This is a genomic window from Mycetohabitans sp. B2, from assembly GCF_021733735.1.
Classification (GTDB): domain Bacteria; phylum Pseudomonadota; class Gammaproteobacteria; order Burkholderiales; family Burkholderiaceae; genus Mycetohabitans; species Mycetohabitans rhizoxinica.
Genome location: NZ_JAHKSP010000005.1, coordinates 35,122 through 58,120, shown reverse-complemented (window position 1 = coordinate 58,120; position 22,999 = coordinate 35,122). Strand labels below are relative to the sequence as shown.

The window sequence follows — 22,999 nt, the reverse complement described above, 5'->3', positions numbered from 1 at the left end:
ATGTCACCATCAATTTAGATCGGTTTGTACCATCTTTTCATCAGCGATAAAAGAGTTCGCTGATGAAAAACACTCTTTTGATCTCGCATTGAGACCTTCATACAACACTTTGATCGATATGATCGTCAAGGTCTTCGCATCGGTTGCATCACGACCCGGATCGACGCATTGCTTCGTATCGATCGGCGCGGCAAGTGCACCATCCATTTCATCGCACTCGCCGCGCCTGCCATGCGCGTGGCCACCGCTCATCGCGCGTATCGTGCGTCACACGATGCACACGCGATGCGTGCAAAGCAGTGCTCATCACGTGCCTTATCGTGTACCGCTTGCAGTATGACTGCGGGCGGTTGCAGACAACAACGGTCGAGCACGCTCACACGCCAACGCATCACTGGCACGCTTCACACTCGTCAAAGCCTGCATCGCCAGGACGCAGCATGCAAACCGGTCCCGCGATCTCATCTTGCGATCCCGCATCGGCAGCGGCGTGCACACCGGCGTTGCGCGCCGTCGCGCTGCCCGACACGCCACCCGCGCCATGCATCGCACCCACCCCACCATCGCTGGATGGCACCGCATTGAGCGCGCCGTGCGCAACCGTCGACTTCTCGACGTGCGTCGCGGCGATCGTGCGCAGGTAATACGTCGTCTTTAGGCCGCGCAGCCAGGCGAGCTTGTAGATTTCGTCCAGCTTCTTGCCCGACGCACCGGCCATGTAGATGTTCAACGACTGCGCCTGGTCGATCCACTTCTGCCGGCGCGCCGCCGCTTCCACGAGCCATTTCGGATCCACTTCGAACGCGGTTGCATACGTCTCGCGCAGATCGGCGGGAATACGATCAATGCGCGCCAGCGATCCATCGAAGTACTTCAGATCGGCCACCATCACCTCGTCCCAGAGCCCGCGCGCCTTCAGGTCACGCACCAGGTATTCGTTGACGACCGTGAATTCGCCCGACAGGTTCGATTTCACATACAGGTTCTGGAACGTCGGCTCGATGCACGCAGACACGCCAATGATGTTCGAGATCGTTGCGGTCGGCGCGATCGCGACGCAGTTCGAGTTGCGCATGCCGTGCGTAGCAATGCGCTCGCGCAGCGCGGCCCAGTCCATCGTTTCGGACGAGTCGACCTCGACATACCCGCCGCGCGAGTCGGCGAGCAGCTTCAGCGTGTCCTGCGGCAGGATTCCGCGATCCCACAGCGAGCCGCGGTACGACGAGTACCGGCCGCGTTCGCTCGCCAGTTCGGTGGACGCCCAGTACGCGTAGTAGCAGATAGCTTCCATCGAGCGGTCCGCGAACTCCACCGCTTGCTGCGACGCATACGGCGTGCGCAGCAAGTGCAGGCAGTCCTGGAACCCCATAATGCCCATGCCGACCGGCCGGTGCTTCAGGTTTGAGTTGCGCGCCTTGGCAACCGCGTAGTAATTAATATCGATCACATTGTCGAGCATGCGCATCGCGACGCTGATCGTGCGCTTGAGCTTATCGTGGTCCAGCACATAGCCACCGTCCGCGCCCTGCTTCATATGCGCGACCAGGTTGACCGAGCCCAGGTTGCAGACCGCGATCTCGTTGTCGCTCGTGTTCAACGTGATTTCAGTGCACAGGTTCGACGAATGCACAACGCCCACGTGCTGCTGCGGCGAGCGCACGTTGCACGGATCCTTGAATGTAATCCAGGGGTGGCCGGTCTCGAACAGCATCCCGAGCATCTTGCGCCACAGTTGCGCGGCCGGAATCTTCTTGAACAGCTTCAATTCGCCGCGCGCGGCCTTCTCCTCGTACGCGACATACGCCTGTTCGAACTCGGCGCCGAACTTGTCATGCAGGTCCGGGCAGCTCGATGGCGAGAACAGCGTCCAGTCGCCCCCCTCGATCACTCGCTTCATGAACAGATCCGGGATCCAGTTCGCGGTGTTCATGTCGTGCGTGCGGCGACGATCATCGCCGGTGTTCTTGCGCAGCTCGAGAAACTCCTCGATGTCCAAATGCCAGGTTTCGAGGTACGCACATACCGCGCCCTTGCGCTTGCCCCCCTGGTTGACCGCGACTGCCGTGTCATTGACGACCTTCAGGAACGGCACCACGCCCTGCGACTTGCCGTTGGTGCCCTTGATGTGCGAGCCAAGCGCACGCACGCGGGTCCAGTCGTTGCCGAGCCCGCCGGCGAACTTGGACAATAGCGCGTTTTCCTTCAGTGCCTCGTAGATGCCCTCCAGGTCGTCCGCGACGGTCGTCAGGTAGCACGACGACAGTTGCGAGCGGCGCGTACCAGAATTGAACAGCGTCGGCGTCGAGCTCATGAAATCGAACGTGGACAGCACATTGTAGAACTCGATCGCCCGCGCCTCGCGGTCGATTTCGTTCAGCGCGAGCCCCATCGCCACCCGCATGAAAAAGGCCTGCGGCATTTCAATGCGCTGCCCGTCCACGTGCAGGAAGTAACGGTCGTACAGCGTCTGCAGCCCGAGGTAGCCGAATTTCAGATCGCGCGACGCATCCAGCGCGTCACCCAACTTCTTCAAGTCGAATTGCAGCAGCTTCTCGTCGAGCAACTCAGCCTCGACGCCTCGCTTCAAGAATTGCGGAAAGTACTCTGCATAGCGCGCGCCCATCTCGGACTGCAGCACCTCTTCACCCAGGATCTCGCGGCGGATTGTATGCAGCAGCAGCCGCGCGGTGACCTGGCTGTAGGCCGGCTCCTTCTCGATCATTGTGCGCGCAGCGAGGATTGCCGAGTCGTAGACCTGCGACAACGGCACGCCGTCGTAGAGATTCTTGACCGTTTCGGCAACGATCGGCTCCGCGCTGACCGCTTCGCCGAGCCCGTCGCAAGCGGCCGTGATCACGTTGCGCAACGCGGCAAGGTCCAGCGGGCGCACGATGCCGTTGTCATTGACGTTCAACCCGCCTTGTGCCGGTTGCTGCGCCACCTCGTGCGCGCGCTCCGCAGCGCGTTTCTCACGATACAGCACATAGGCGCGAGCGACATTGTGCTCGCCGGCCCGCATCAGTGCGAGTTCGACCTGGTCTTGAATGTCTTCGATATGGAACGTGCCGCCGTTCGGCCGGCTACGCACGAGCGCGCGCACGACCGCCTGCGTCAGCGTCTCAACCGATTCGCGCACGCGTGCCGACGCGGCGCCCTGACCGCCATTGACGGCGAGGAAAGCCTTGGTCACTGCGATCGCGATCTTGGACGGCTCGAACGACACCACACTCCCGTTGCGGCGAATGACCTTGTAGTCGGCAAGCGTCGCCTGCGGCGCCAATGCGCGCGCGCCGTGCGCAGCGCCACCGCCATGCGGCAAGCCGGCTGCGGCACTGGGCTGTTGGGACGTGACGTTCTCGGTGGTTTGCATGGGCAAAGCTCCTGATCTTGTGTCGTGCGGTGAATCCGCGTTCTTGAAACGAGCGGGGCGTGGCACAGCGTATTGGCGCCGTGCCGCGGCGCCCCGAAAAACGATGTCTGAGAAGGCGTTGCGGCGCTGTCGCTGGAAATGAAGCGACGCAGAAAACCACAATATCTAGTAGCGGCACTGCCGCCTCACACCAACTATAGTGGAAATTTGCCCCAGATTCCACGAATAAATTTGCATCCGGAGACTTGACTTTTCGGCATGCGCCGCCGGTTGCGGGCTCGCCGCCACGCAAGCGCAGACGCGCCGCACGCCCTGCCGTCGCGGTGTGCAACCGCGCGCAACACGTTCAGCGCAGATAGGGAAAAAACGTCGCTGGCAGCGCAAGCTGCGCGCGCAACCGATGCCAGTCGAAATGCGGCCCCGGGTCGGTCTTGCGACCCGGCGCGATGTCCGCATGGCCGGCCAGCGCGGTGATGGGATAACGCTCGCACAGTGCAGCGCACAAGCGCGTCAGCGTGTCGTACTGCGACGCCTCGAACACGTGCTCGTCCGAGCCCTCTAGTTCAATACCGATCGAAAAATCGTTGCAGCGCTCGCGGCCGGCGAAAGTCGACGCGCCAGCATGCCACGCGCGCTCATTGCACGAGACAAATTGCAGCAATTTGCCGTCCCGCCGCACGAAAAAGTGCGCCGATACGCGCAGCCCGCGCAGTCGCGTGTAGTACGGGTGCGCGTCGCAATCGAGTTGGTTGAGGAACAGCGCCGCCACCGCGTCACCGCCGAACTGTCCCGGCGGCAAACTAATGTTGTGCACCACCACGAGCGTCGGCTCAACGCCTGTGGGGCGCGCATCGCAATTCGCGCATGGCGTGTGCTGGGCGGGCCGAGCCCACCCTAGCCCATCGACCACGATGCGCGCCGGCACTGCGGCGCCCTCGCCCGGCGGCATGCCCGCCGCCGGGCCAGTCATCGGGCCAGTCATCGAGGCAGTCGTCGGACACGCCGCGCAGCTCGTTGCCGCCGCGTCGTCGCTCACGGATCGCTGCGTCGCGCACATCGCCCGCTCACCGCGCATTATCGCGCCTGGCTGACCGAGCCGCGTAGCGGGCAGCATGCTCGTTGGAACAAAAGAGCTGGCCCTCTACCGACACCGTCTCGCTCACCGGTACGTGTACGCCGCACTGTGCGCAGCGCACGATGGCCTCTGGCAGCGCGCCGCCACCGGCGCCGCCGGTGTGCCGCGTGCCGGTCGCGCCATCGGCGCGACTACGGTTGGCCTGCGGGCGCGTGGATTCCCGTCCCGCCTCGGATCCGTGGCTGACGTGCGCCCGATCACGACGCGCGACCTGGCGCCACAGCCACTGGATGGCGAGAATCACAAAAAGCCAAAAGAGAATGCGGGCCATGACGAACGAATAAGCACACAGGAAACGATTCGAATGTCCGACGCGAGCCGACTGCGTCAATCAGACCACCGCGCGATGCAACAGCACTTCCAGCACGAAGCGGCTGCCGACATAGGCGAGCAGCAGCGCCGCGAACGATGCCAGCACCCAACGCAACGCGGTGCGACCGCGCCAGCCGCGCCGATGCCGGCCCACTAGCAACGCGCCGAACATGATCCACGACACGAACGCGAACACGGTCTTGTGATCCAGCTTGATGGCCTGGGCGATCAGTTGCTCGCTGAACCACACGCCGCTGATCAGCGCCAGTGTTAGCAGCACGAAACCCGCGGCGATCAGGCGGAACAACAACTTTTCCAGCGTCAACAACGGGGGCAGCGTATCAAACCAACTCGATAACCAGTCACGCGCGGGCGGCCCCGGCGTGCGCCGTCCGGCCACGCCGCGCAGTGCGTGCAGCCGGCGCTCGACCAGCAACATCAGGATCGCATGCAACGCGGCGATCGCCAGCAATCCATACGCGACATTAGCCAACACAAAGTGGACCTTGAACAGCGGGTCCGCCGCATAGGCCAATACATGGACGCCGCCGAACAGCAGTGGCAGCAGCGTAGCCACGCAGGCAATCGGCATCAGCAGCAAGCGCAGCCCGTCGAGCCGAAAAAAGAAACTCTCGATCCAGTAGATGCCCGCGCCAAGCCACAGCATCGCCGACAACGCGAATGCGAAGCCGAACACCATCGCGTCGGCCGGGAAGATCGTCATATGCAGCAGCACCCCGTGCAGCACCAGCGCGGCGAACAGCATCGCGCGCGCCACCGGTGACGTGCCGGTGCCAGCGACGCGGCCGGGCGCCGCCGCCAACGCGGCTGCCGGCGCCGTGGCCAGCAGCGTGCCGTGCGGATCGCGCGCGTGCCGATACGACCGCCAGGCGGCGACGCCAAGGCCGCCATACAGGAGCGCAGTGAGGGCATACAGTACAATGTGCATAGTTATTCAGTTTACACCAGCGCCCCGCCGCCGGCCCGGATCCCGCTGCCCCCGTGCGTCTTGATGCACCCGGACCGCGTCACCCGCCCGGGCTCGCGTCGAGGCGCGGCGAATCGCACGTCACTTCCATGCTCGACAATCTCACACAACGTATGGCGCGCGTCGTGAAGACGCTACGCGGCGAAGCCCGGCTCACCGAGGCCAACACGCAAGAGATGCTGCGCGAGGTGCGCCTGGCCTTGCTCGAGGCAGACGTCGCGCTGCCGGTCGTGCGCGAGTTTATCGCGAAGGTTCGGGAAAAGGCGCTCGGTGAGGAAGTGATCAGCAGCTTGACCCCCGGCCAGGCGCTGGTCGGTGTCGTGCAACGCGAACTGACCGCGGTGATCGGCGGCGACTACGAAGGCAAAGCGGCCGAGTTGAACCTGGCAGTCACGCCTCCAGCAGTGATCTTAATGGCGGGCCTGCAGGGCGCCGGCAAGACCACGACGGTCGGCAAGTTGGCCAAGCTGCTGCGCGAGATGCAGAAGAAGAAAGTCCTCACCGTGTCGTGCGACGTCTACCGACCCGCGGCGATCGCGCAGCTGAAAACCGTCACCGAGCAAGTCGGCGCGGATTTCTTCCCGTCCCAACCTGACCAAAAGCCGCTGGATATCGCGCGGGACGCATTGGACTGGGCCAAGCGGCACTACCATGACGTATTGATCGTGGACACGGCGGGCCGGCTCGGCATCGATGAGGCGATGATGCAGGAAATCGCCGCGTTGCACGCGCAACTCAAGCCGGCCGAGACGCTGTTCGTCGTCGATGCGATGCTCGGCCAGGACGCGGTCAATACCGCGAAGGCCTTCAATGACGCGCTGCCGCTCACCGGCGTCGTGCTGACCAAGCTCGATGGCGACTCGCGCGGCGGCGCGGCGTTGTCAGTGCGCCACGTGACGGGCCGGCCGATCAAGTTCGTCGGCGTCGGCGAGAAACTCGATGGCCTAGAGACGTTCTACCCGGAACGGATGGCCAACCGGATCCTGGGCATGGGAGACATCCTGGCGCTGGTCGAGGAGGCGCAGCGCGGCGTGGACGTGCAGGCCGCGCAGAAGCTCGCCGAAAAGGTGAAGAAAGGCGGCGCTTTCGACCTGAACGACTTCCGCGCCCAACTGTCGCAAATGAAGAAAATGGGCGGCTTATCGATGCTGATGGACAAGCTGCCGGCGCAATTCCAGCAGGCCGCTGGCAACGCCGACATGTCTCAGGCCGAAAAGCAGATGCACCGCATGGAAGGCATCATCAATTCGATGACGCCGGCCGAGCGCGCCAAGCCGGAACTGATCAAAGCAAGCCGCAAGCGACGCATCGCCACCGGCGCCGGCGTGCAGGTGCAGGAGGTCAACCGGATGCTCAACCAGTTCGAACAGATGCGCGGCATGATGAAGAAGCTCAAGGGCGGCAACTTGCAAAAAATGATGCGCGGCATGAAAGGCATGTTGCCCGGGCTGCGCTGAGCCAAGCCGCCACGGCGGCTACCATCGCGGGCTTTCTCTGCGGAGCCCGCGCCGTTTTTTGATTCACACACTCTCTATTAGGCCCCTCGCCAAGATCCCGATGAACCGCGAAGAAGCCCTAGACATTTTCCGCCACTCCGAGGAGATCGTATCGTCCGCTGACGTGGCGGCGTCGATCCAGCAGATGGCCGTTGCAATCCACGACGCAATGCGTGACGAGTTCCCGCTTGTGCTGTCCGTGATGGGCGGTGCCGCGGTGTTCACCGGCATGCTGCTGCCGCATCTGAACTTCCCGCTCGAGTTCGACTATATCCATCTGACCCGCTATCGCAACACGACGCGCGGCCATGATATGCAGTGGCGCGTGGCACCCGCCGAATCAGTCAAGGACCGCGTTGTGTTGGTGCTCGACGACATCCTGGACGAAGGCGAAACGATGGCGGCGATCCGAGACCGGATCATCGAGAAGGGCGCGCGTCGCTTCGCCAGCGCGGTGCTGTGCGAGAAGCTCATTGCGAAGCCCAAGCCGCTGCGCCCCGATTTCTGTGGTGTTCAAGTACCGGACCGCTATGTGTTCGGCTGCGGGATGGACGTCAACGGGTATTGGCGCAACCTGTCCGCGATCCGCGCGCTGAAAGGCAACGCCTAAGCCCAGTGCCGGCCACCGCGTCGGCCCGCCTGTTTCGCGCCGGACCGCGACTCTTAAAGCTGTCGCGCAAAGATCCGGATACCCTCGAGGATCATCTCCACCGAAATCGCGACCAACACAAGCCCCATCAACCGCTCGAATGCTGCAACGGTGCGCACGCCGATCCATCGCTGGATCTTCTCGGCCAGCAGCAGCACGATCGCGCACACGGCCATCGTCACCGTAAGCGCGCCGATCCATTCAAGCATCTTGCCCGGCGCATGCGACGTCAGCAGCATGACGGTCGCGATGGCTGACGGTCCCGCCAGCGCCGGAATCGCAAGCGGCACGATCAGCGGCTCGCTGAGCGGCTCGCTGCCGGATGGACCTTCCGCGTGCGGGAAAATCATTCGAAGCGCGATCAGAAACAGCACGATCCCGCCCGCCAGCCGCAACGACAGATCCGTCAGGTGCATCATGCGCAGGAACGCGTCGCCGGCGATCATGAATACCAGGAGGATAACGAACGCGATCGTCACTTCGCGCACGATCACCTTCGGGCGCCGCTGCCGCTCAACCTTGCGCAACACGTTGATAAATAATGGGATATTGCCCAGCGGATCCGTGATCAGGATCAGCAGGACCGTCGCGGATAAGAATGTATATTGCACAGTTGCAGTCCGTTAACGTGCCAGTGCCGCGCGCACCCGCTCGACCACCCACGCTGCCGCCTGTTCAAGCGGCAATAGCGTCGGCTCCACATCGCGGCGGCCCTGATACTCGATCTTGCCCTCCTTGAGGCCGCGCTCGCCAATCACGAGCCGGTGGGGCACGCCGATCAACTCCCAATCCGCGAACATCACGCCGGGACGCTCGCCCCGGTCGTCCAGAATCACGTCCATACCCGCGCCGAGTAATTCGTCATAGAGCTTGTGCGCCTGCTCGCGCACTGCGTCGCTGCGCTCGTAGCCCATCGGGCACAGCACCAGATGAAATGGCGCGATGGCCTCCGGCCAGATGATGCCGCGCTCGTCGAAGTTCTGCTCGATCGCCGCGCCGAGGATCCGCGTGATGCCGATCCCGTAGCACCCCATCATCATCGGTGCCGGCTTGCCGTTCTCGTCCAGGAACGTCGCGCCCATGGCTTCCGAATACTTTGTGCCAAGCTGGAACACATGCCCGACCTCGATGCCACGGCATAGGTCCAGCTCGCCGCGGCCATCCGGCGATGGGTCACCCTTGCGCACGTTGCGCAAGTCCGCCACTTCCGGCTCCGGCAGGTCACGGCCCCAATTGACCCCCGTCGTGTGGTAGCCCATCTCGTTCGAGCCGACGACGAAGTCGCTCATGTTTGCCACGGTACGATCCGCGACCACCCTCACCGGCTTGCGCGTGTTCAGCGGCCCCAAATAGCCGGGGGGCGCGCCGAACCAATCGACAATCTCCTGCTCGGTGGCGAACCGATAGCCGGCCAGCCCCGGTATCTTGCCAGCCTTGATCTCGTTCAGTTCATGGTCGCCGCGCAGCAGCAGCAGCCAAATCGTCGGGTCGGCGCCCTCGTTGTCCACGGCCAGCGCGATCGACTTGATCGTGCGCTCCAACGCAATACTCAGATAATCGGCCACCTGCTCGCATTTCGCCTGACCCGGCGTGGCCTTCTTCGTCAGCGGCTCGCTCGGCGCCGCGCGTGACGCGATCAATGACACGGCTTCGGCGGCCTCGACATTGGCCGCATAATCCGAGCCCGGGCAATACGCGATCGCATCCTCGCCGGTCGCGGCAATCACATGGAATTCGTGCGATCCGGTGCCACCGATCGCGCCGTTGTCGGCTGCCACCGCACGGAACTCGAGCCCCAGGCGCGTGAAGATCCTCACGTACGCGTCGTACATCTTCTGGTACGACAGCTGCAGCCCAGCACGGTCGCGATCGAATGAATACGCATCTTTCATGATGAACTCGCGCCCCCGCATCACGCCGAACCTAGGGCGGATCTCATCGCGGAACTTGGTCTGCACCTGGTAAAAATTCACCGGCATCTGGCGGTAGCTCTTAATCTCCTTGCGCGCGATATCGGTGACCACTTCCTCATGCGTCGGTCCGACGACGAAGTCGCGGTCGTGGCGGTCCTTCACCCGCAGCAATTCGGGGCCATATTGCTCCCAGCGGCTGGATTCCTGCCATAGCTCAGCCGGCTGCACCGCTGGCATCAACAGCTCGACAGCACCCGCGCGGTTCATCTCCTCGCGTACGATCGCCTCCACCTTGCGGATCGAGCGCAACCCGATCGGCATGTAGTTGTAGATACCGCCGGCGACGCGGCGAATCATCCCCGCCCTGACCATCAACTGATGACTGACGATCTCGGCATCGGCCGGCGCTTCCTTCAGCGTGCCGATGAAAAAACGCGAAGCTTTCATTCTTGAGGGGTTCCAAAACGAGGGCGCCGGCATACCCGACTCCAGCCGGGTCGCACGGCGCCCATTAACTGTTTATAATCAAAGCAATTTTAAAGGATTCGAAGGTGGTTGTATGCTGGATCGTGAAGGCTTTCGCCCGAACGTCGGCATCATCCTCTTGAACGCGCGCAACGAGGTGTTTTGGGGCAAACGGCTGCGTGAGCATTCCTGGCAGTTTCCGCAAGGCGGCATCAAGTACGGTGAGACGCCCTTGCAAGCGATGTTTCGGGAGCTGCGCGAAGAAACCGGTTTGAGACCCGAGCATGTCAAGGTCATCGGTCGCACGCGCGACTGGTTGCGTTACGAGGTGCCCGACAAGTACATCAAGCGCGAGGTCCGCGGTCACTATCGAGGACAAAAGCAGATTTGGTTTCTGTTGCGCATGATCGGACGCGACTGCGATATCTGCCTGCGCGCGACCGATCATCCGGAGTTCGACGCGTGGCGCTGGAACAGCTACTGGGTGCCGCTGGACGCCGTGATCGAGTTCAAGAGAGATGTGTACCAGATGGCGCTGACCGAGCTTTCCCGCTTCGTGCGACGGCAGCCCGGACGCCATGCACGTTCTGCTTTGCACCATGGTGCCCGCCCTTCAAAGGTGAAGGCAAAAGTGGTAACGGTATCGATCGAGACGGTATGTTCGAACATCGAGCCCGGCGCCGAGCTTGACTGCGGCCGCGCGGCGACCGCAGTGCTGGACGTGGCCGCCGCGACGCTGGTCGTCGAGCCGGTCAGCACCAAGCCACGACCATGATTGCCGCATCGGTTTGCCTGGCGGCACATCGCCGCGTTGGCAGACCGCCGAGGGCCGCGCTCCGGAGATTCGCATCCGGATCCCGGCCCTTGTGCTTTAATACACCACCTTTTGTGCCAGGAACCCGTCTCTTGAAACGCGTCTGCCCGTCTGCCCGTCCATCGCGCCCAAGTTCGCGCCGCATCGCCACCCTGATCGGCACGATCGCCGCCGCCGCGCTGCTCGGCGCGTGCTCGTCCCCGTCGCCAGACCAGGGGCCCAAGCCCGGCCAGGACTTTATCTATCTGCTAGAGCGCACGCAGAACTGGGTCGAGACCCAGGTCGATAAATTGCCGCCGATGCCACGCGCCGCGGACCTGCTGCCATTCGAGGTCTCCGCGATGACGAACTTGCGGTTTGCCGTCGACGCGGCGTCCGTGTCGGTGGGCACCGACGGCGTCGTACGCTATACGATCGTGATCACGAGCCCGCAAGGCGCACGCAATGTCTATTACGAGGGCTTGCGCTGCGAAACCTATGAGTGGCGCCGTTATGCGGCCGCCGACGACAGTGGCAAACAATGGGACCGGGGCGCGGCAAACGGCTGGCGGCGCATCGAGAATAGCCAGTTGAACGCATACCAGGCCGCGCTATACCAAGATTACATGTGCGCGAACAAGATCCCGCAGGGCAATGCCTCGTCGATCGTGCAAAATATCCGTTATAAACGGATCGCCGCATCGCGCTATCAATAGCGAACGCCCAAAACAAGCCTAACCGGTTTCGCGCATCGCGGGTCCGTACGCGATGCGTGCACCTTGCCGACGCTACAGCATCACCAGGTTGTCCCGGTGGATCAATTCTGGCTCGCGCATGTAACCGAGAATCGACTCGATCTGCGCACTCGGATGGCGGCGAATCAGCCGCGCCTCGGCGCTACTGTAGTTCGTCAACCCACGCGCCACCTCGCGGCCCGCTTCGTCCAGGCACGCAATCACCTCGCCGCGGGCAAAAATGCCTTGCACATCGACGATGCCGATCGGCAACAGGCTCTTGCCGTCGGAAGTCAGCTTCTCGACCGCCCCCGCGTCGATCACGACATGGCCGCGCACTTGCAGTTGGTCTGCCATCCATTGCTTGCGCTCGGCCATGCGGGCGGTCCGCGCAATGAGTTGCGTGCCGATCGGCTCCGCCGCCGCCAGCCTAACTAACACGTGCGGCTCACGACCGCTTGCGATCACCGTATCCGCGCCGCTGTGCGCGGCGCGCTTGGCGGCCAGGATCTTGGTCAGCATCCCGCCCCGACCGATGCTTGTGCCAGCGCCACCGGCCATTGCCTCCAACGCGGGGTCGCCCGCGTCGGCCTGTTGCACCAGCGTCGCGGCAGGATCCTTACGCGGATCGGCCGTGTACAAGCCACGCTGGTCGGTCAGGATCACCAGCGCGTCCCCTTCGATCAGGTTCGCCACCAACGCGCCCAATGTGTCATTGTCGCCGAACTTGATCTCATCCGTGACGACCGTGTCATTCTCATTGATGATCGGCACCACGCCGAGCCTGAGCAACGTGAGCAGCGTCGAGCGTGCATTCAGGTATCGCTCGCGATCGGCAAGGTCCGCGTGCGTGAGCAGGATCTGCGCCGTGCGGATCGAATACTCGGCAAAGCGGCTTTCATAGACCTGCGCCAACCCCATTTGGCCGACTGCGGCCGCGGCCTGTAGTTCGGCGATCTCGCGTGGACGCCGGCTCCAGCCCAGTCGCTGCATCCCCTCGGCGATCGCGCCGGAACTGACCAGCACCACGTCCTTGCCCTGCTGGCGCAAGGCGGCGATTTGCGCGGCCCATCGCCCGATCGCGTCATGATCCAGCCCACGCCCGTCATTGGTGACCAGGCTTGAGCCTACTTTCACAACCAGCCGCTTTGCATCAGCAATGATCGAACGCATCGTTGCGCCGTCCCTGTGTTCCCGTTTGGCATCGTGTTGCTCGGCGGCGGCAATCACTGTGTATCGGCGCCGGGGGGTGTCGCGTCGTCGGGCACCTGTGCATCGTCGGACACCTGTGCATTGTCCCGGAACCGCACGTCGGCCGCCAGGTCCTCGGCATGCTTCACGCGCGCCGCCTGCCCGGTTTCGCTCAAGTAGTCGTAGACCGCATAACACAGATTCTCACAGCCCAGGCCGGTGAGCGCCGAGATCTGGAATACCGGTCCCTGCCAACCGAAGCGCTTGACGAAATCAGCCACTCGGGCCTCGCGCTCGTGCTCTGCAATCATGTCGACCTTGTTCAATACCAGCCACCTGGGCTTACGGTAAAGCGCCTCGTCGTACTTGCGCAGCTCGTTGACGATCGCGCCCGCCTCCGCGACCGGATCGACGCCGTCGTCGAACGGTGCAAGATCGACCAGATGCAGCAATATGCCGGTGCGTTGCAGATGCCGTAGAAACTGGTGCCCCAGCCCGGCGCCTTCGGCGGCGCCCTCGATTAGGCCCGGGATATCCGCAATCACGAAGCTCTTCGCCGGTCCGGCCCGCACCACACCGAGATTCGGCGCAAGCGTCGTGAACGGATAGTCGGCAATTTTCGGTTTCGCGTTCGACACCGACGCGATAAAGGTCGACTTGCCCGCGTTGGGCATGCCCAGCAGGCCGACATCGGCCAGCACCTTCAACTCAAGCCTTAGCATGCGGCGCTCACCCGGTTTGCCTTCGGTTTTTTGCCGTGGTGCCCGGTTCGTGCTCGACTTGAAGTGCAAGTTGCCGAGCCCCCCGGCGCCGCCCTTGGCGAGCAGCACGCGCTGATCGTGCTCAGTTAGGTCGGCGATCAGCTCACCGGTATCCCTATCCGTGATCATCGTGCCGACCGGCATCCGCAACGTGATGTCTTCGCCGGCCTTGCCGTAGCAGTCCGAGCCGCGCCCGTTCTCGCCGTTGCGCGCTTGGTGCTTCTTCGCGTACCGATAGTCGATCAGCGTATTGATGTTGCGATCCGCGACAGCATAAACGCTGCCACCGCGCCCGCCATCACCCCCATCCGGCCCGCCGAACGGAACAAACTTCTCACGGCGCATCGATGCGCTGCCATCCCCTCCGTCACCGGCGATGACCTCGATCCTCGCTTCGTCAATGAACTTCATTCCAATTGCTCCGTTCGGCTTGCGCCGTTTGCCTGCTGCCGCCGGCCCGCCGAGCGTGCCGCTGTCGCCGCGATTTTTTTAGCGCTCACACCATGCGTTGCCAGCACTCACCTTCTATTTTGCCAGCACCAACAAAAAGGCCCCGCGGATTGCGAGGCCTTTTGCTTCGTCACGCTTGCCCTGCATCGGCAGCCCGGGGCAACGTCACCGACGCGAGCCCAGCGGGTTGCCGAATCGGGTCAGCCGGTTCGCGTGGTGACTACCGGGTATTAGGCAGCCGGGACCACGCTGACGATGTGCTTCTTCGCCGCGCCCTTGACCGCAAAGCGGACATGACCGTCGGTCAGCGCAAACAGCGTATGGTCCTTGCCAATCCCGACGTTGTCGCCAGCATGCATCCGCGTGCCGCGTTGACGCACAATGATGCCACCCGCATTGATTGCCTGGCCGCCGAACACCTTGACGCCGAGGCGCTTGCTTTCAGAATCGCGGCCGTTCCGGGACGAGCCGCCTGCCTTTTTGTGTGCCATCTGTGGACTCCCTGCGCGTTACGCGTTGATCGCGTCGATGCGCAATTCGGTGTAATTCTGGCGATGACCGCCATGCTTCTGGTAGTGCTTCCGGCGACGCATCTTGAAGATCGTCACTTTCGCATGCCGTCCGTGCGATACCACGGTAGCCTTGACGGAAGCCCCACCCACCAGCGGCGTACCGAACTTGATCGATTCGCCCTCGCCGACTGCGAGCACCTGGTCGAGCGTGATTTCAGCGCCAATGTCTGCCGGTATCTGTTCTACTTTCAATTTTTCGCCGGCAGCGACCTTGTACTGCTTGCCACCGGTTTTTATGACCGCGTACATTGTTGAACCTCACTTGAAAAGCGGCCCGGATCCGGACCCCTTCATTTGTTTCGAACACGCGTTTCGCGCGCTTCGTGCATTCCTGCGCACCACGCACAGAAACGCTTGATTATATAGAGGTTTTTTAGGCAAGTCAAAACCTGCTGCGGATCGCAGCGCACACGGGCGGGCGCGCTGTGCAACCGTGATCTATAAGGTGGCGGCAAAGTGCGGTCGACCGCTCCAGTACCTTATAATTCGCCTGTTTTGCTCCGCCCACCCTTTTTCCGGTTTACGTCGTTGACAGCCACCACCACCCCGTCCGCGGCCGCCACGCTTGCGCCGATCGCCGACGACATGCAACAAGTCAATCGCGTGATCCGCACGCGGCTCGCATCGGACGTCGTCCTGATCAACCAGATCGCCGAATACATCATCGGTGCGGGCGGCAAGCGCCTGCGCCCCGCCCTGCTGTTGCTGGTGGCGAACGCACTGGGAGAGCGCAGTGGCCAGCGGCACGAGCTCGCGGCGGTCATCGAGTTCATCCACACGGCGACGCTGCTCCATGACGACGTGGTCGATGAATCACAGTTGCGGCGCGGCAAGCAAACCGCCAATGCGCTGTTCGGCAACGCAGCTAGCGTGCTGGTCGGCGATTTCCTGTATTCGCGTGCGTTCCAGATGATGGTCGCGTGCGACAACCTGCGCGTGATGCAGATCCTGTCGGACGCCACCAACGTGATTGCGGAAGGCGAAGTATTGCAGTTGCTGAATATGCATGATCCGGACGTGGATCAAGCGCGCTACATGCAGGTGATCCGTTACAAGACCGCCAAACTGTTTGAGGCAGCGGCCCAGTTGGGCGCGGTCATCGCCGGCGCGCCACCCGCGCTGGAGGCGGCCGCGGCTGAGTTTGGCCGCACGATCGGCACCGCCTTCCAGATCATGGACGACTGGCTCGATTACACAGGCACGCCCGAGTCAATGGGGAAGAATGCCGGCGACGACCTGCGCGAAGGCAAACCGACGCTACCGCTGATTTACCTGATCGAGCACGGTACCGCCGAGCAGGCGCAGTTGGCCCGAGACGCCATCGAGCACGGCGGCACCGACCGATTCGACACGATTTTCACCGCCATCAACGAGTCGGGTGCGCTCGAGCACACGCTGCGTTGCGCCGAAGCAGAGGCACAGGCTGCGGCACGCGCCATTTTTTCATTTCCAGATTCCCAATTCAAAGAATCGCTGCTAGAATTATGCTCTTATTCAGCGTCACGCCAGTCTTGAAAAAGACGGAAATGCTGAAGTAATCCAACTCGGGGTGTAGCTTAGCCTGGTAGAGCGCTACGTTCGGGACGTAGAGGCCGGAGGTTCGAATCCTCTCACCCCGACCAAAATATCTCCACAAGGATCAACGATTTATCGGTCCTTTTTTCACTCGATGCGCCTATCGAGATAGAGTCAATCCTACATCAGGTTGCCTTAAGGATGTCCCGTCAAGTTGGCGGGACATTTTCTTTTTTACTCTTCACGTCAGCATTCATGGCTGCAAGCTTCATGGCCAGAAACGCTGGATTCGCGGCTAACGTTCTGGGTTGCCGCGATGCGTTCTGGGTTGCCGCGATAACGCGGGAACATCGAGTGAGCAACCACCCTTCGTACTTGCGTGACAAACGCGAAATACCGCCGCCCGATCCCTCGGCTCTCAAGGTGCCTCATAGCCGACGGCTGTGTTGGTACGAGCGCGGGGTTCTCGCGCGAATCGATGCCAACCGGGAACCTCCGCCCCCGGCTGCTCGGCGCCCGCGCGGCTGCCCTACAAAAGCGCAGCACACAGCCTGGCAGCAGCAAGCGCCGGCGCCACTCCCGCACGCGAAGGGGATGCGATGACAATCGGCGTGCAGATCGATCCCCAAGCGTGGCGTGCCGGCGTCGATGCGGACGATGCGGGTCACGCCATGACACCGTGCCCCGCCGGTCTCGGCCCACTCTCCTACTTTTCGGGCTGGATTGAAAGGGATGCCAAGCATCAAGGGAATGCAAACAACCGACCGGGCGCCGGCGCCAGTATGCTGCCCACCGGGCTACAGCACGGACGCCATCGGCGCTCTGATATAGTTGACTTCATCGTCTATTAGCCGGCATCCGGCTTTTTCGCGTGGAAACTCTCCCTCTTTGGGCGCAAATTAGCGCCGTAGTCGTGCTACTGCTCATATCGGGCTTTTTTTCGATCTCGGAAACCGCGATGATGGCGTTGAACCGTCATCGGCTCAAGCACTTGGCGGGCAAGGGCGTGATGGGTGCAAAGACAACGCAGGGCTTGCTCGCGCACACCGACCAGTTGCTGTCCGTGATTCTGATCGGCAACAATCTGATGAACGTCATCATCCCGGTGCTCACGACATCGATCGCGCTGCACACGTTCAGCAACCACAGTGCGGTGCTATCGATCACCACCGGGATCGTCGCATTTCTGATCATCGTGTTCGCCGAGATCACGCCGAAGATCGTCGGCGCGACCTATCCCGAAAAGATCGCGCTGCCGGCCAGTCTCGTTATCAAGCCGCTGATCACCCTCGCCCGCCCGCTGGTCTGGTTCGTCAATACGCTGGCTAACGGTATCTTGTTCGTGCTGCACATCAATACGAAAGGCGCACGGGAGGACCTGCACATGTCCAACGACGAGTTGCGCAGCGTCGTACTGGAATCGAGCAGCTTCATGCCAAGCAAGCACCGCAGCATCCTGCTGAACCTGTTCGACCTGGAGAGTATCTCGGTCGATGACGTCATGATCCCGCGCCGGCGCATCGAGGCGCTGGACTTCGATGCGCCGTTCGACCAGTTGGTCCAGCAGTTGGAAACCTGCTATCACAACAAGTTGGTCGTCTATCAGGGCGACATTGACCGCGTGCTCGGCATGCTTCATGTGCGCAAGACCCTGGCCGCGCTGCACAACCAGGAATTTAAGCGCGAAAAGCTGCGCGAGTTGCTCACACAGCCCTATTTCGTACCCAGCGGCACGCCGGTTTTCCAACAGTTGCAGTACTTCCAGGAGAACCGGCACCGGATGGCGCTGGTCGTCAATGAATATGGCGAAGTCCAAGGACTCGTGACGCCGGAGGACATCATCGAAGAGTTGATCGGCGAGTTCACGACGACATTGCCACGCACGGCAAGCGGCGCGGCAGGCGGCTGGAACACGCAAGGGGAATGCATCGTTGCGGGCAGCATCCCGTTACGGGAGCTGAACCGTCGGCTTGGCCTGCGGTTGCCGCTCGATGGTCCCAAGACGTTGAATGGGCTGATTCTAGAACGACTGGAAGCCATCCCGGAAGGCGACGTGAGCCTAGTGGTCAGCGACACGCGCATGGAGGTCATGCAGATCGACAACCAAGCCATCCGCACGGTGAAACTATTCCGGCCCGCGCGGTTGGACGCCGCGCACGCTGCAGCGGCGCGGCAGCACGCCCGCTAGCCTATCGGCAAAAACGATACGCCGACCCGGCAGTACGCCAACGCGATTCGCCGTTCGGCCGAATGGCGCGGGCGCTACAAGCGCGCGACGATACGCGGGTATCCATCGTATTGCGCTGCCCGCGCATCGCCAGCATGCCCCATCACACGTTGTTTGCGGCCGTGCCGCCATCCACGCCGGCACACGGCGCCGATCTCACCCCTATGCAGCCCTCGGCTGCGCAGGCCGTGCCGTGCGGACCCGATGCGCACGCACCTTCCCGTTCCACGGAGCCGGTACGCTGCGCCGCGGCGCCAATTGCCACCGTGCTGACGCCGCGTATCGCGCAACGTGCCCGCGCCAACGCTCACGCGCGGCCATCAGACGACACTGACGCGCCAGCAGTACGCCTGCTGGACGATCTATTCGCACAAGCCAGTGCGTGTCGCGCCTCGGATATCCATATCGAGCCAGGCCGACACCAATGGCACATTCGGCTGCGGATCGACGGCCGGCTACATCGCCTCGACAATCCGCCCGCGCACCTGCGTGACGCCGTCACCACACGGATCAAAGTGCTGGCGCGGCTGGACATCGCGCAGCGGCGCGCGCCCCAAGACGGCCGGTTGCGCATCGCGGTGTCCGGCGCCGGATTCGATGAATTCCGCGTGTCGACGCTGCCCACGGTATTCGGCGAAAAAGTGGTGCTGCGCCGCCTTGATGCGCTGCCCGATGGGTTGGATCTGACAGGACTGGGCTTTGATGCGACCCAGTTGTGCGCCGTACAGCATGCGTTGCGCGCCCGACAAGGCATGGTGCTGGTCACCGGGCCCACGGGCAGCGGCAAGACGCTGACGCTCTATACCTTCATGCGCGAACTCGATCGCGATGCGTTCAATCTTTGTACGATCGAGGACCCGTCCGAGATCGAGCTTGCCGGCATCAACCAGGTGTCGGTCAACGACCGGGCAGGCCTGGGTTTCGCAGCGGTGCTGCGCGCGTTGCTGCGACAAGACCCGGACGTGATCATGGTCGGCGAGATCCGCGATACGGAAACCGCCTCGGTCGCCATCAACGCCGCACAGACCGGGCATTTGCTGCTTGCTACGCTGCACACCAATGATGCGCCGGCGACGCTCGCGCGACTCACGGACCTGGGCGTGGAACCGTACAACGTGGCGGCAGCGGTCAAGCTGATTACGGCGCAACGGCTGGTGCGGCGGTTATGCAGCGCGTGCCGACTCGCCGATACGCCCGACCCCGTCGCGCTGCGTGCAGCCGGCATGACGGCCGCGCATGTTGACCAAGCGTTGGCGGGCTGTTGGCAATCCTATCGACCGGTTGGCTGCACGGCATGCCGCGGCACCGGCTTTGCGGGTCGCTGCGCCATCCATCAGGTAGTACCCGTGACCGCCGCACTGCAACAGCGCATCGCAGCACGGACGCCGACCCATGCGCTGGCAGACGCGATGCGCGCAGCCGGCCTGCAAACATTGCGGCAATCCGCACTCGCGCGCGTGCGCGATGGAACGACATCGCTGCATGAAGCCCTTGCGGTGACGGACGACGCGTGATGGACTGGCGCGCGATGCAGCCCCCGATTAAAGCCGCTTCGCCCCGTCGGCCGGCGATGTCTCGCTTCCATTGGCGAGGCATCGGCGCCGACGGCCGCCGCCGTCGCGGCACGCTCGTGGCGCTCGACGCGCGTTCGGCACTCGAGCGTATTCGGCGCGACAGGATTGTCGCGGTCGAGCTTATCGAGGTCCGCGCACGGTGGAGCCCACGCGTACGCCACGCCGATCTGACGCGCGCCACGCGACACCTAGCCATGCTGCTGCGCAGTGGACTGTCGCTGCAACCCGCGTTGGCGCTGGTGGCACAGCACGCGGGCATGCCGCTGAAACCCCTATTCGAAACAGTGCTGCGAGACATCACAGAAGGCAGTACGCTGTCCAGGGCGCTGCAACGCCACGACCGTGTGTTTCCGGCCGCGTACTGGCGGCTAGTCGAGCTTGCGGAACACACCGGCTCGCTCGATACGATCCTCGCTCAACTGGCGGACACCCGGGATCGCGTGGCCGCACAACGTGCGCGGCTGCGCAACGCGCTATGGTATCCGACGCTAATCCTCGCGCTGGCACTGGGCCTGTGTGCGCTACTGCTGGCCTGGGTGGTACCGACATTCGAACGGGTGTTCGCCGGATTCGGATCGCAGTTGCCAAGGCCCACGCGGATCGTGGTCGCGCTGTCCCGACAGTTGCTGACGCACGGCCCGGCAATGGTTGCGGCGGGAGGACTCGGAATCGCGTGCGGCATGCTTGCCTGGCAACGCTCGCCACGATTTCGCCTGCACCTGCATGCACTGCTGTTGCGTGCGCCGCTCGTGGGCCCCATCGTACAGCGCGTGGCCATCGCGCGCTGGAGCCATGCGCTGGGCCAGGTTCTCGATGCCGGCATCGCCCTGGCCGACGGGTTCGACGCCGTGGACGGCATCAGCGGCAATGCCGCGATGGACGCGGCAACATGCGACATCGCGGCTCGCGTGCGCGTCGGCGCAAGCCTGGCCGATGCCATGCGTGCCAGCACCTGCTTTCCGCCCGACGTTGTGGCCACGATCGCGCTTGCCGAACAAGCCGGCACGCTCGGCACGACGCTGGCCGATATCGGCGCTTGGAATGACCGGCTCGTGGCGGAACGAATCGGCCTGCTCGCACAACTGGCCGAACCGCTTATCATTGTCGGGCCCGGTGCGCTGATTGCCGCGCTCGTGGTCGCCATGTATTTGCCCATTATCGAGATGGGCAACATCATGTGATTTCAATCAGGTAGCATCGCGTACCGTTCCTCGCTGGCCACCGACATGCATTCGTTTTCTGTCATTGCCCCACACGGCCCCGGCCACTGGATCGCCGGCTTCGCCGACGCCTTCTTGATGCTGCCGGTTGCTTGGCAGTATGCTTTCGCATGCGTGCTCGGATTGGTCATCGGCAGTTTCCTGACCGTCGTCGTACACCGCGTGCCGCAGATGCTTGAACACGCATGGCAGCAAGAACTGGCCGGCTACCTGCCGCAAAATGCCCAGCACGCGTTGAGCGCAGAAAGCGATGGGCACGATGCCGTGCCCAATCCGGCGCCCGAGCAAAGGCCCGCCCCGTTGTCGCAGACCGATTTACCACGTCGCTATAACCTGTGGGTGCCACGCTCGGCGTGTACTGCATGCGGACATACGCTGCGCTTGCACGAGAATATCCCGTTGCTCAGCTTTATCGCATTGCGCGGACGATGCTCGGCATGCAGCACGCGGATCCGTTGGCGCTATCCGTTGATCGAATCTGCCTGTGCACTGTTCGCGGCGCTCTCGCTCGCGGCGTTCGGCCCCACGCCTACGGCGCTTATCGCCTTTGCGTTCTGCGCCGCACTGCTCGCGATGAGCGCCATCGATCTGGAAACCAAGCTGCTGCCCGATTCGCTGACGTTGCCGCTGCTCTGGGCGGGGCTGCTAATCAATCTACATGCCGTATTCGCGCCCCTGGACGCGGCCGTGATCGGTGCGGCGGCCGGGTATTTGTCGCTGTGGGCCGTCTACTGGCTGTTCAAGCTCGTGCGCGGCGCTGAGGGTATCGGCTACGGCGACTTCAAGTTGTTTGCCGCCATTGGCGCCTGGTTCGGCTGGAGCCCACTGTTGCAAGTGATACTGGTTGCCTCGGTGTGTGGCGCGATCGTCGGCCTTGGCGCCACGCTTGCCAAGCGGATGCGCCTGGAGGAGCCGTTGCCGTTCGGTCCGTTTTTGGCGGGGGCAGCGGTGCTCACGCTGTTCGGCGGCACACCGCTCTATCGGCTGCTCGGAGGTTGACGATGTTCAAGGTGGGACTCACGGGCGGGATCGGCAGTGGCAAGACAACGGTCGCCAATGCTTTCGCCGCCTATGGCGTGCCGATCGTGGACACTGATCTGATCGCGCATCGCGTCACCGCGCCAGGCGGCGCGGCGATACCCGGCATCCGGACACAGTTCGGTGCCACCTTCATCACGGCGCAAGGCGCACTGGACCGCGCGCGGATGCGCGAGTTAGTGTTCAGCAACACGCAAGCGAAGCAACAGCTCGAAGCGATCGTGCACCCACTGATCCGCATCGAGACGGAACGCGAAATGCAAGCGGCGAGCGGTCCCTACGTGATCTGTGTCGTGCCGTTGCTGGTTGAGGCAGGCCATTGGCGCGAACGTGTTAATCGCGTGCTGGTGGTGGATTGTGCGGTGCAGACGCAGGTCGAGCGCGTCATGCGGCGCAATGGTTTCACGCGCGAACAGGTGCAAGCCATCATTGCACGTCAGGCCACGCGGCAGACGCGGCTCGCGGCCGCAGACGATATCATCGTCAATGAGGCCGACACCATCGAGCCACTGCTGCCGGAAATCGCATTGCTGCATCAGCGCTATTTGTCATTGGCGCGCGATAGTGCACCATCGTAAATCGGCGTGCACCGGTGG

22 protein-coding genes and 1 tRNA gene are annotated in these 22,999 nt (G+C 63.0%); 12 read left to right on the top strand and 11 right to left on the bottom strand.

The genetic code is table 11. The features are described 5' to 3' along the window. Positions 1-9 precede the first annotated feature (9 nt). The 5 genes from KPG66_RS01345 to KPG66_RS01325 all read right to left on the bottom strand — a co-directional run bounded on the left by KPG66_RS01345 (position 10) and on the right by KPG66_RS01325 (position 5,766). Entirely contained in the window at positions 10-252 is a 243-nt protein-coding gene (locus KPG66_RS01345) for a hypothetical protein (RefSeq protein ID WP_013434113.1), read from the bottom strand. A 139-nt stretch (positions 253-391) separates the two neighbouring features. Continuing rightward, complete coding sequence (locus KPG66_RS01340; protein WP_237069792.1) at positions 392-3,370, bottom strand: ribonucleoside-diphosphate reductase subunit alpha; 2,979 nt, start codon at positions 3,368-3,370, stop codon at positions 392-394. A gap of 346 nt (positions 3,371-3,716) precedes the next feature. After that, on the bottom strand, positions 3,717-4,319 hold the full coding sequence (gene ampD, locus KPG66_RS01335) for a 1,6-anhydro-N-acetylmuramyl-L-alanine amidase AmpD (RefSeq protein ID WP_237069822.1): 603 nt from the start codon (positions 4,317-4,319) through the stop codon (positions 3,717-3,719). 115 nt (positions 4,320-4,434) lie between these two features. Beyond that, a complete protein-coding gene (locus KPG66_RS01330; RefSeq protein ID WP_237069791.1) occupies positions 4,435-4,776 on the bottom strand; it encodes a PP0621 family protein in 342 nt (113 codons plus the stop codon). Between the two features lie 60 nt (positions 4,777-4,836). Then, entirely contained in the window at positions 4,837-5,766 is a 930-nt protein-coding gene (locus KPG66_RS01325) for a cytochrome C assembly family protein (RefSeq protein WP_237069790.1), read from the bottom strand. 128 nt (positions 5,767-5,894) lie between these two features. Between KPG66_RS01325 and ffh the strand changes: the two genes are divergently transcribed. Both ffh and KPG66_RS01315 read left to right on the top strand, forming a co-directional pair. Further along, positions 5,895-7,262 carry a signal recognition particle protein gene (ffh, locus tag KPG66_RS01320; RefSeq protein WP_041753000.1) on the top strand — a complete coding sequence of 456 codons (1,368 nt, stop codon included), beginning with the start codon at positions 5,895-5,897 and terminating at the stop codon, positions 7,260-7,262. Between the two features lie 100 nt (positions 7,263-7,362). Next, positions 7,363-7,911 (top strand): hypoxanthine-guanine phosphoribosyltransferase, encoded by a 549-nt coding sequence (locus tag KPG66_RS01315; protein WP_237069789.1) that lies wholly within the window; start codon positions 7,363-7,365, stop codon positions 7,909-7,911. A gap of 53 nt (positions 7,912-7,964) precedes the next feature. Here KPG66_RS01315 and KPG66_RS01310 read toward each other — a convergent pair whose 3' ends face one another. Beyond that, a complete protein-coding gene (locus KPG66_RS01310; protein WP_237069788.1) occupies positions 7,965-8,561 on the bottom strand; it encodes a MarC family protein in 597 nt (198 codons plus the stop codon). Between the two features lie 12 nt (positions 8,562-8,573). After that, positions 8,574-10,310: a proline--tRNA ligase gene (locus tag KPG66_RS01305; protein ID WP_237069787.1), complete on the bottom strand. Its 1,737-nt coding sequence runs from the start codon at positions 10,308-10,310 to the stop codon at positions 8,574-8,576. Positions 10,311-10,422: 112 nt separating this feature from the next. On the opposite strand from KPG66_RS01305, the gene KPG66_RS01300 reads away from it, so the two are divergent. Both KPG66_RS01300 and KPG66_RS01295 read left to right on the top strand, forming a co-directional pair. Further along, entirely contained in the window at positions 10,423-11,103 is a 681-nt protein-coding gene (locus KPG66_RS01300) for an RNA pyrophosphohydrolase (RefSeq protein ID WP_041752996.1), read from the top strand. Positions 11,104-11,234: 131 nt separating this feature from the next. Beyond that, positions 11,235-11,837 carry a CNP1-like family protein gene (locus KPG66_RS01295; protein WP_237069786.1) on the top strand — a complete coding sequence of 201 codons (603 nt, stop codon included), beginning with the start codon at positions 11,235-11,237 and terminating at the stop codon, positions 11,835-11,837. 72 nt (positions 11,838-11,909) lie between these two features. On the opposite strand, the gene proB is transcribed toward KPG66_RS01295, so the two are convergent. From proB to rplU, 4 genes are all read right to left on the bottom strand, one after another. Continuing rightward, positions 11,910-13,028: a glutamate 5-kinase gene (gene proB, locus KPG66_RS01290; RefSeq protein WP_237069785.1), complete on the bottom strand. Its 1,119-nt coding sequence runs from the start codon at positions 13,026-13,028 to the stop codon at positions 11,910-11,912. A 53-nt stretch (positions 13,029-13,081) separates the two neighbouring features. Beyond that, positions 13,082-14,218: an Obg family GTPase CgtA gene (gene cgtA / locus KPG66_RS01285; RefSeq protein WP_237069784.1), complete on the bottom strand. Its 1,137-nt coding sequence runs from the start codon at positions 14,216-14,218 to the stop codon at positions 13,082-13,084. 269 nt (positions 14,219-14,487) lie between these two features. Beyond that, entirely contained in the window at positions 14,488-14,748 is a 261-nt protein-coding gene (gene rpmA, locus KPG66_RS01280) for a 50S ribosomal protein L27 (protein ID WP_013434099.1), read from the bottom strand. 18 nt (positions 14,749-14,766) lie between these two features. Beyond that, positions 14,767-15,078 (bottom strand): 50S ribosomal protein L21, encoded by a 312-nt coding sequence (rplU, locus tag KPG66_RS01275; protein ID WP_013434098.1) that lies wholly within the window; start codon positions 15,076-15,078, stop codon positions 14,767-14,769. A 246-nt stretch (positions 15,079-15,324) separates the two neighbouring features. Between rplU and KPG66_RS01270 the strand changes: the two genes are divergently transcribed. The 8 genes from KPG66_RS01270 (at position 15,325) to coaE (ending at position 22,981) form a co-directional block, all read left to right on the top strand. Then, the gene (locus KPG66_RS01270) at positions 15,325-16,344 is read left to right on the top strand and encodes a polyprenyl synthetase family protein (RefSeq protein ID WP_041752995.1); all 1,020 of its coding nucleotides are present in this window, start codon (positions 15,325-15,327) and stop codon (positions 16,342-16,344) included. 30 nt (positions 16,345-16,374) lie between these two features. Next, positions 16,375-16,451 (top strand) — tRNA-Pro (locus KPG66_RS01265). Between the two features lie 492 nt (positions 16,452-16,943). Further along, on the top strand, positions 16,944-17,195 hold the full coding sequence (locus KPG66_RS01260) for a hypothetical protein (protein WP_237069783.1): 252 nt from the start codon (positions 16,944-16,946) through the stop codon (positions 17,193-17,195). A gap of 20 nt (positions 17,196-17,215) precedes the next feature. After that, on the top strand, positions 17,216-18,532 hold the full coding sequence (locus KPG66_RS01255; protein ID WP_237069782.1) for an HlyC/CorC family transporter: 1,317 nt from the start codon (positions 17,216-17,218) through the stop codon (positions 18,530-18,532). 62 nt (positions 18,533-18,594) lie between these two features. Continuing rightward, positions 18,595-20,085 carry a GspE/PulE family protein gene (locus tag KPG66_RS01250; protein ID WP_237069781.1) on the top strand — a complete coding sequence of 497 codons (1,491 nt, stop codon included), beginning with the start codon at positions 18,595-18,597 and terminating at the stop codon, positions 20,083-20,085. Between the two features lie 14 nt (positions 20,086-20,099). Next, on the top strand, positions 20,100-21,326 hold the full coding sequence (locus tag KPG66_RS01245) for a type II secretion system F family protein (RefSeq protein WP_041753999.1): 1,227 nt from the start codon (positions 20,100-20,102) through the stop codon (positions 21,324-21,326). A 45-nt stretch (positions 21,327-21,371) separates the two neighbouring features. Continuing rightward, the gene (locus tag KPG66_RS01240) at positions 21,372-22,364 is read left to right on the top strand and encodes a prepilin peptidase (protein WP_237069780.1); all 993 of its coding nucleotides are present in this window, start codon (positions 21,372-21,374) and stop codon (positions 22,362-22,364) included. A 2-nt stretch (positions 22,365-22,366) separates the two neighbouring features. Next, positions 22,367-22,981: a dephospho-CoA kinase gene (gene coaE, locus KPG66_RS01235; protein ID WP_237069779.1), complete on the top strand. Its 615-nt coding sequence runs from the start codon at positions 22,367-22,369 to the stop codon at positions 22,979-22,981. The last annotated feature ends 18 nt before the right edge of the window (positions 22,982-22,999 follow it).

Bases quoted from the DNA above. Each gene is read 5' to 3' on its own strand.
- KPG66_RS01315 (WP_237069789.1), top strand. From the start codon at position 7,363: ATGAACCGCGAAGAAGCCCTAGACATTTTCCGCCACTCCGAGGAGATC.
- KPG66_RS01330 (WP_237069791.1), bottom strand. From the start codon at position 4,776: ATGGCCCGCATTCTCTTTTGGCTTTTTGTGATTCTCGCCATCCAGTGG.
- proB (WP_237069785.1), bottom strand. From the start codon at position 13,028: ATGCGTTCGATCATTGCTGATGCAAAGCGGCTGGTTGTGAAAGTAGGC.
- KPG66_RS01340 (WP_237069792.1), bottom strand. From the start codon at position 3,370: ATGCAAACCACCGAGAACGTCACGTCCCAACAGCCCAGTGCCGCAGCC.
- KPG66_RS01245 (WP_041753999.1), top strand. From the start codon at position 20,100: ATGCAGCCCCCGATTAAAGCCGCTTCGCCCCGTCGGCCGGCGATGTCT.
- KPG66_RS01250 (WP_237069781.1), top strand. From the start codon at position 18,595: ATGGCGCGGGCGCTACAAGCGCGCGACGATACGCGGGTATCCATCGTA.
- KPG66_RS01300 (WP_041752996.1), top strand. From the start codon at position 10,423: ATGCTGGATCGTGAAGGCTTTCGCCCGAACGTCGGCATCATCCTCTTG.
- ampD (WP_237069822.1), bottom strand. From the start codon at position 4,319: ATGCCGCCGGGCGAGGGCGCCGCAGTGCCGGCGCGCATCGTGGTCGAT.
- coaE (WP_237069779.1), top strand. From the start codon at position 22,367: ATGTTCAAGGTGGGACTCACGGGCGGGATCGGCAGTGGCAAGACAACG.
- KPG66_RS01305 (WP_237069787.1), bottom strand. From the start codon at position 10,310: ATGAAAGCTTCGCGTTTTTTCATCGGCACGCTGAAGGAAGCGCCGGCC.
- cgtA (WP_237069784.1), bottom strand. From the start codon at position 14,218: ATGAAGTTCATTGACGAAGCGAGGATCGAGGTCATCGCCGGTGACGGA.
- KPG66_RS01325 (WP_237069790.1), bottom strand. From the start codon at position 5,766: ATGCACATTGTACTGTATGCCCTCACTGCGCTCCTGTATGGCGGCCTT.
- ffh (WP_041753000.1), top strand. From the start codon at position 5,895: ATGCTCGACAATCTCACACAACGTATGGCGCGCGTCGTGAAGACGCTA.
- rpmA (WP_013434099.1), bottom strand. From the start codon at position 14,748: ATGGCACACAAAAAGGCAGGCGGCTCGTCCCGGAACGGCCGCGATTCT.
- KPG66_RS01345 (WP_013434113.1), bottom strand. From the start codon at position 252: ATGAGCGGTGGCCACGCGCATGGCAGGCGCGGCGAGTGCGATGAAATG.
- KPG66_RS01260 (WP_237069783.1), top strand. From the start codon at position 16,944: ATGACAATCGGCGTGCAGATCGATCCCCAAGCGTGGCGTGCCGGCGTC.
- KPG66_RS01240 (WP_237069780.1), top strand. From the start codon at position 21,372: ATGCATTCGTTTTCTGTCATTGCCCCACACGGCCCCGGCCACTGGATC.
- rplU (WP_013434098.1), bottom strand. From the start codon at position 15,078: ATGTACGCGGTCATAAAAACCGGTGGCAAGCAGTACAAGGTCGCTGCC.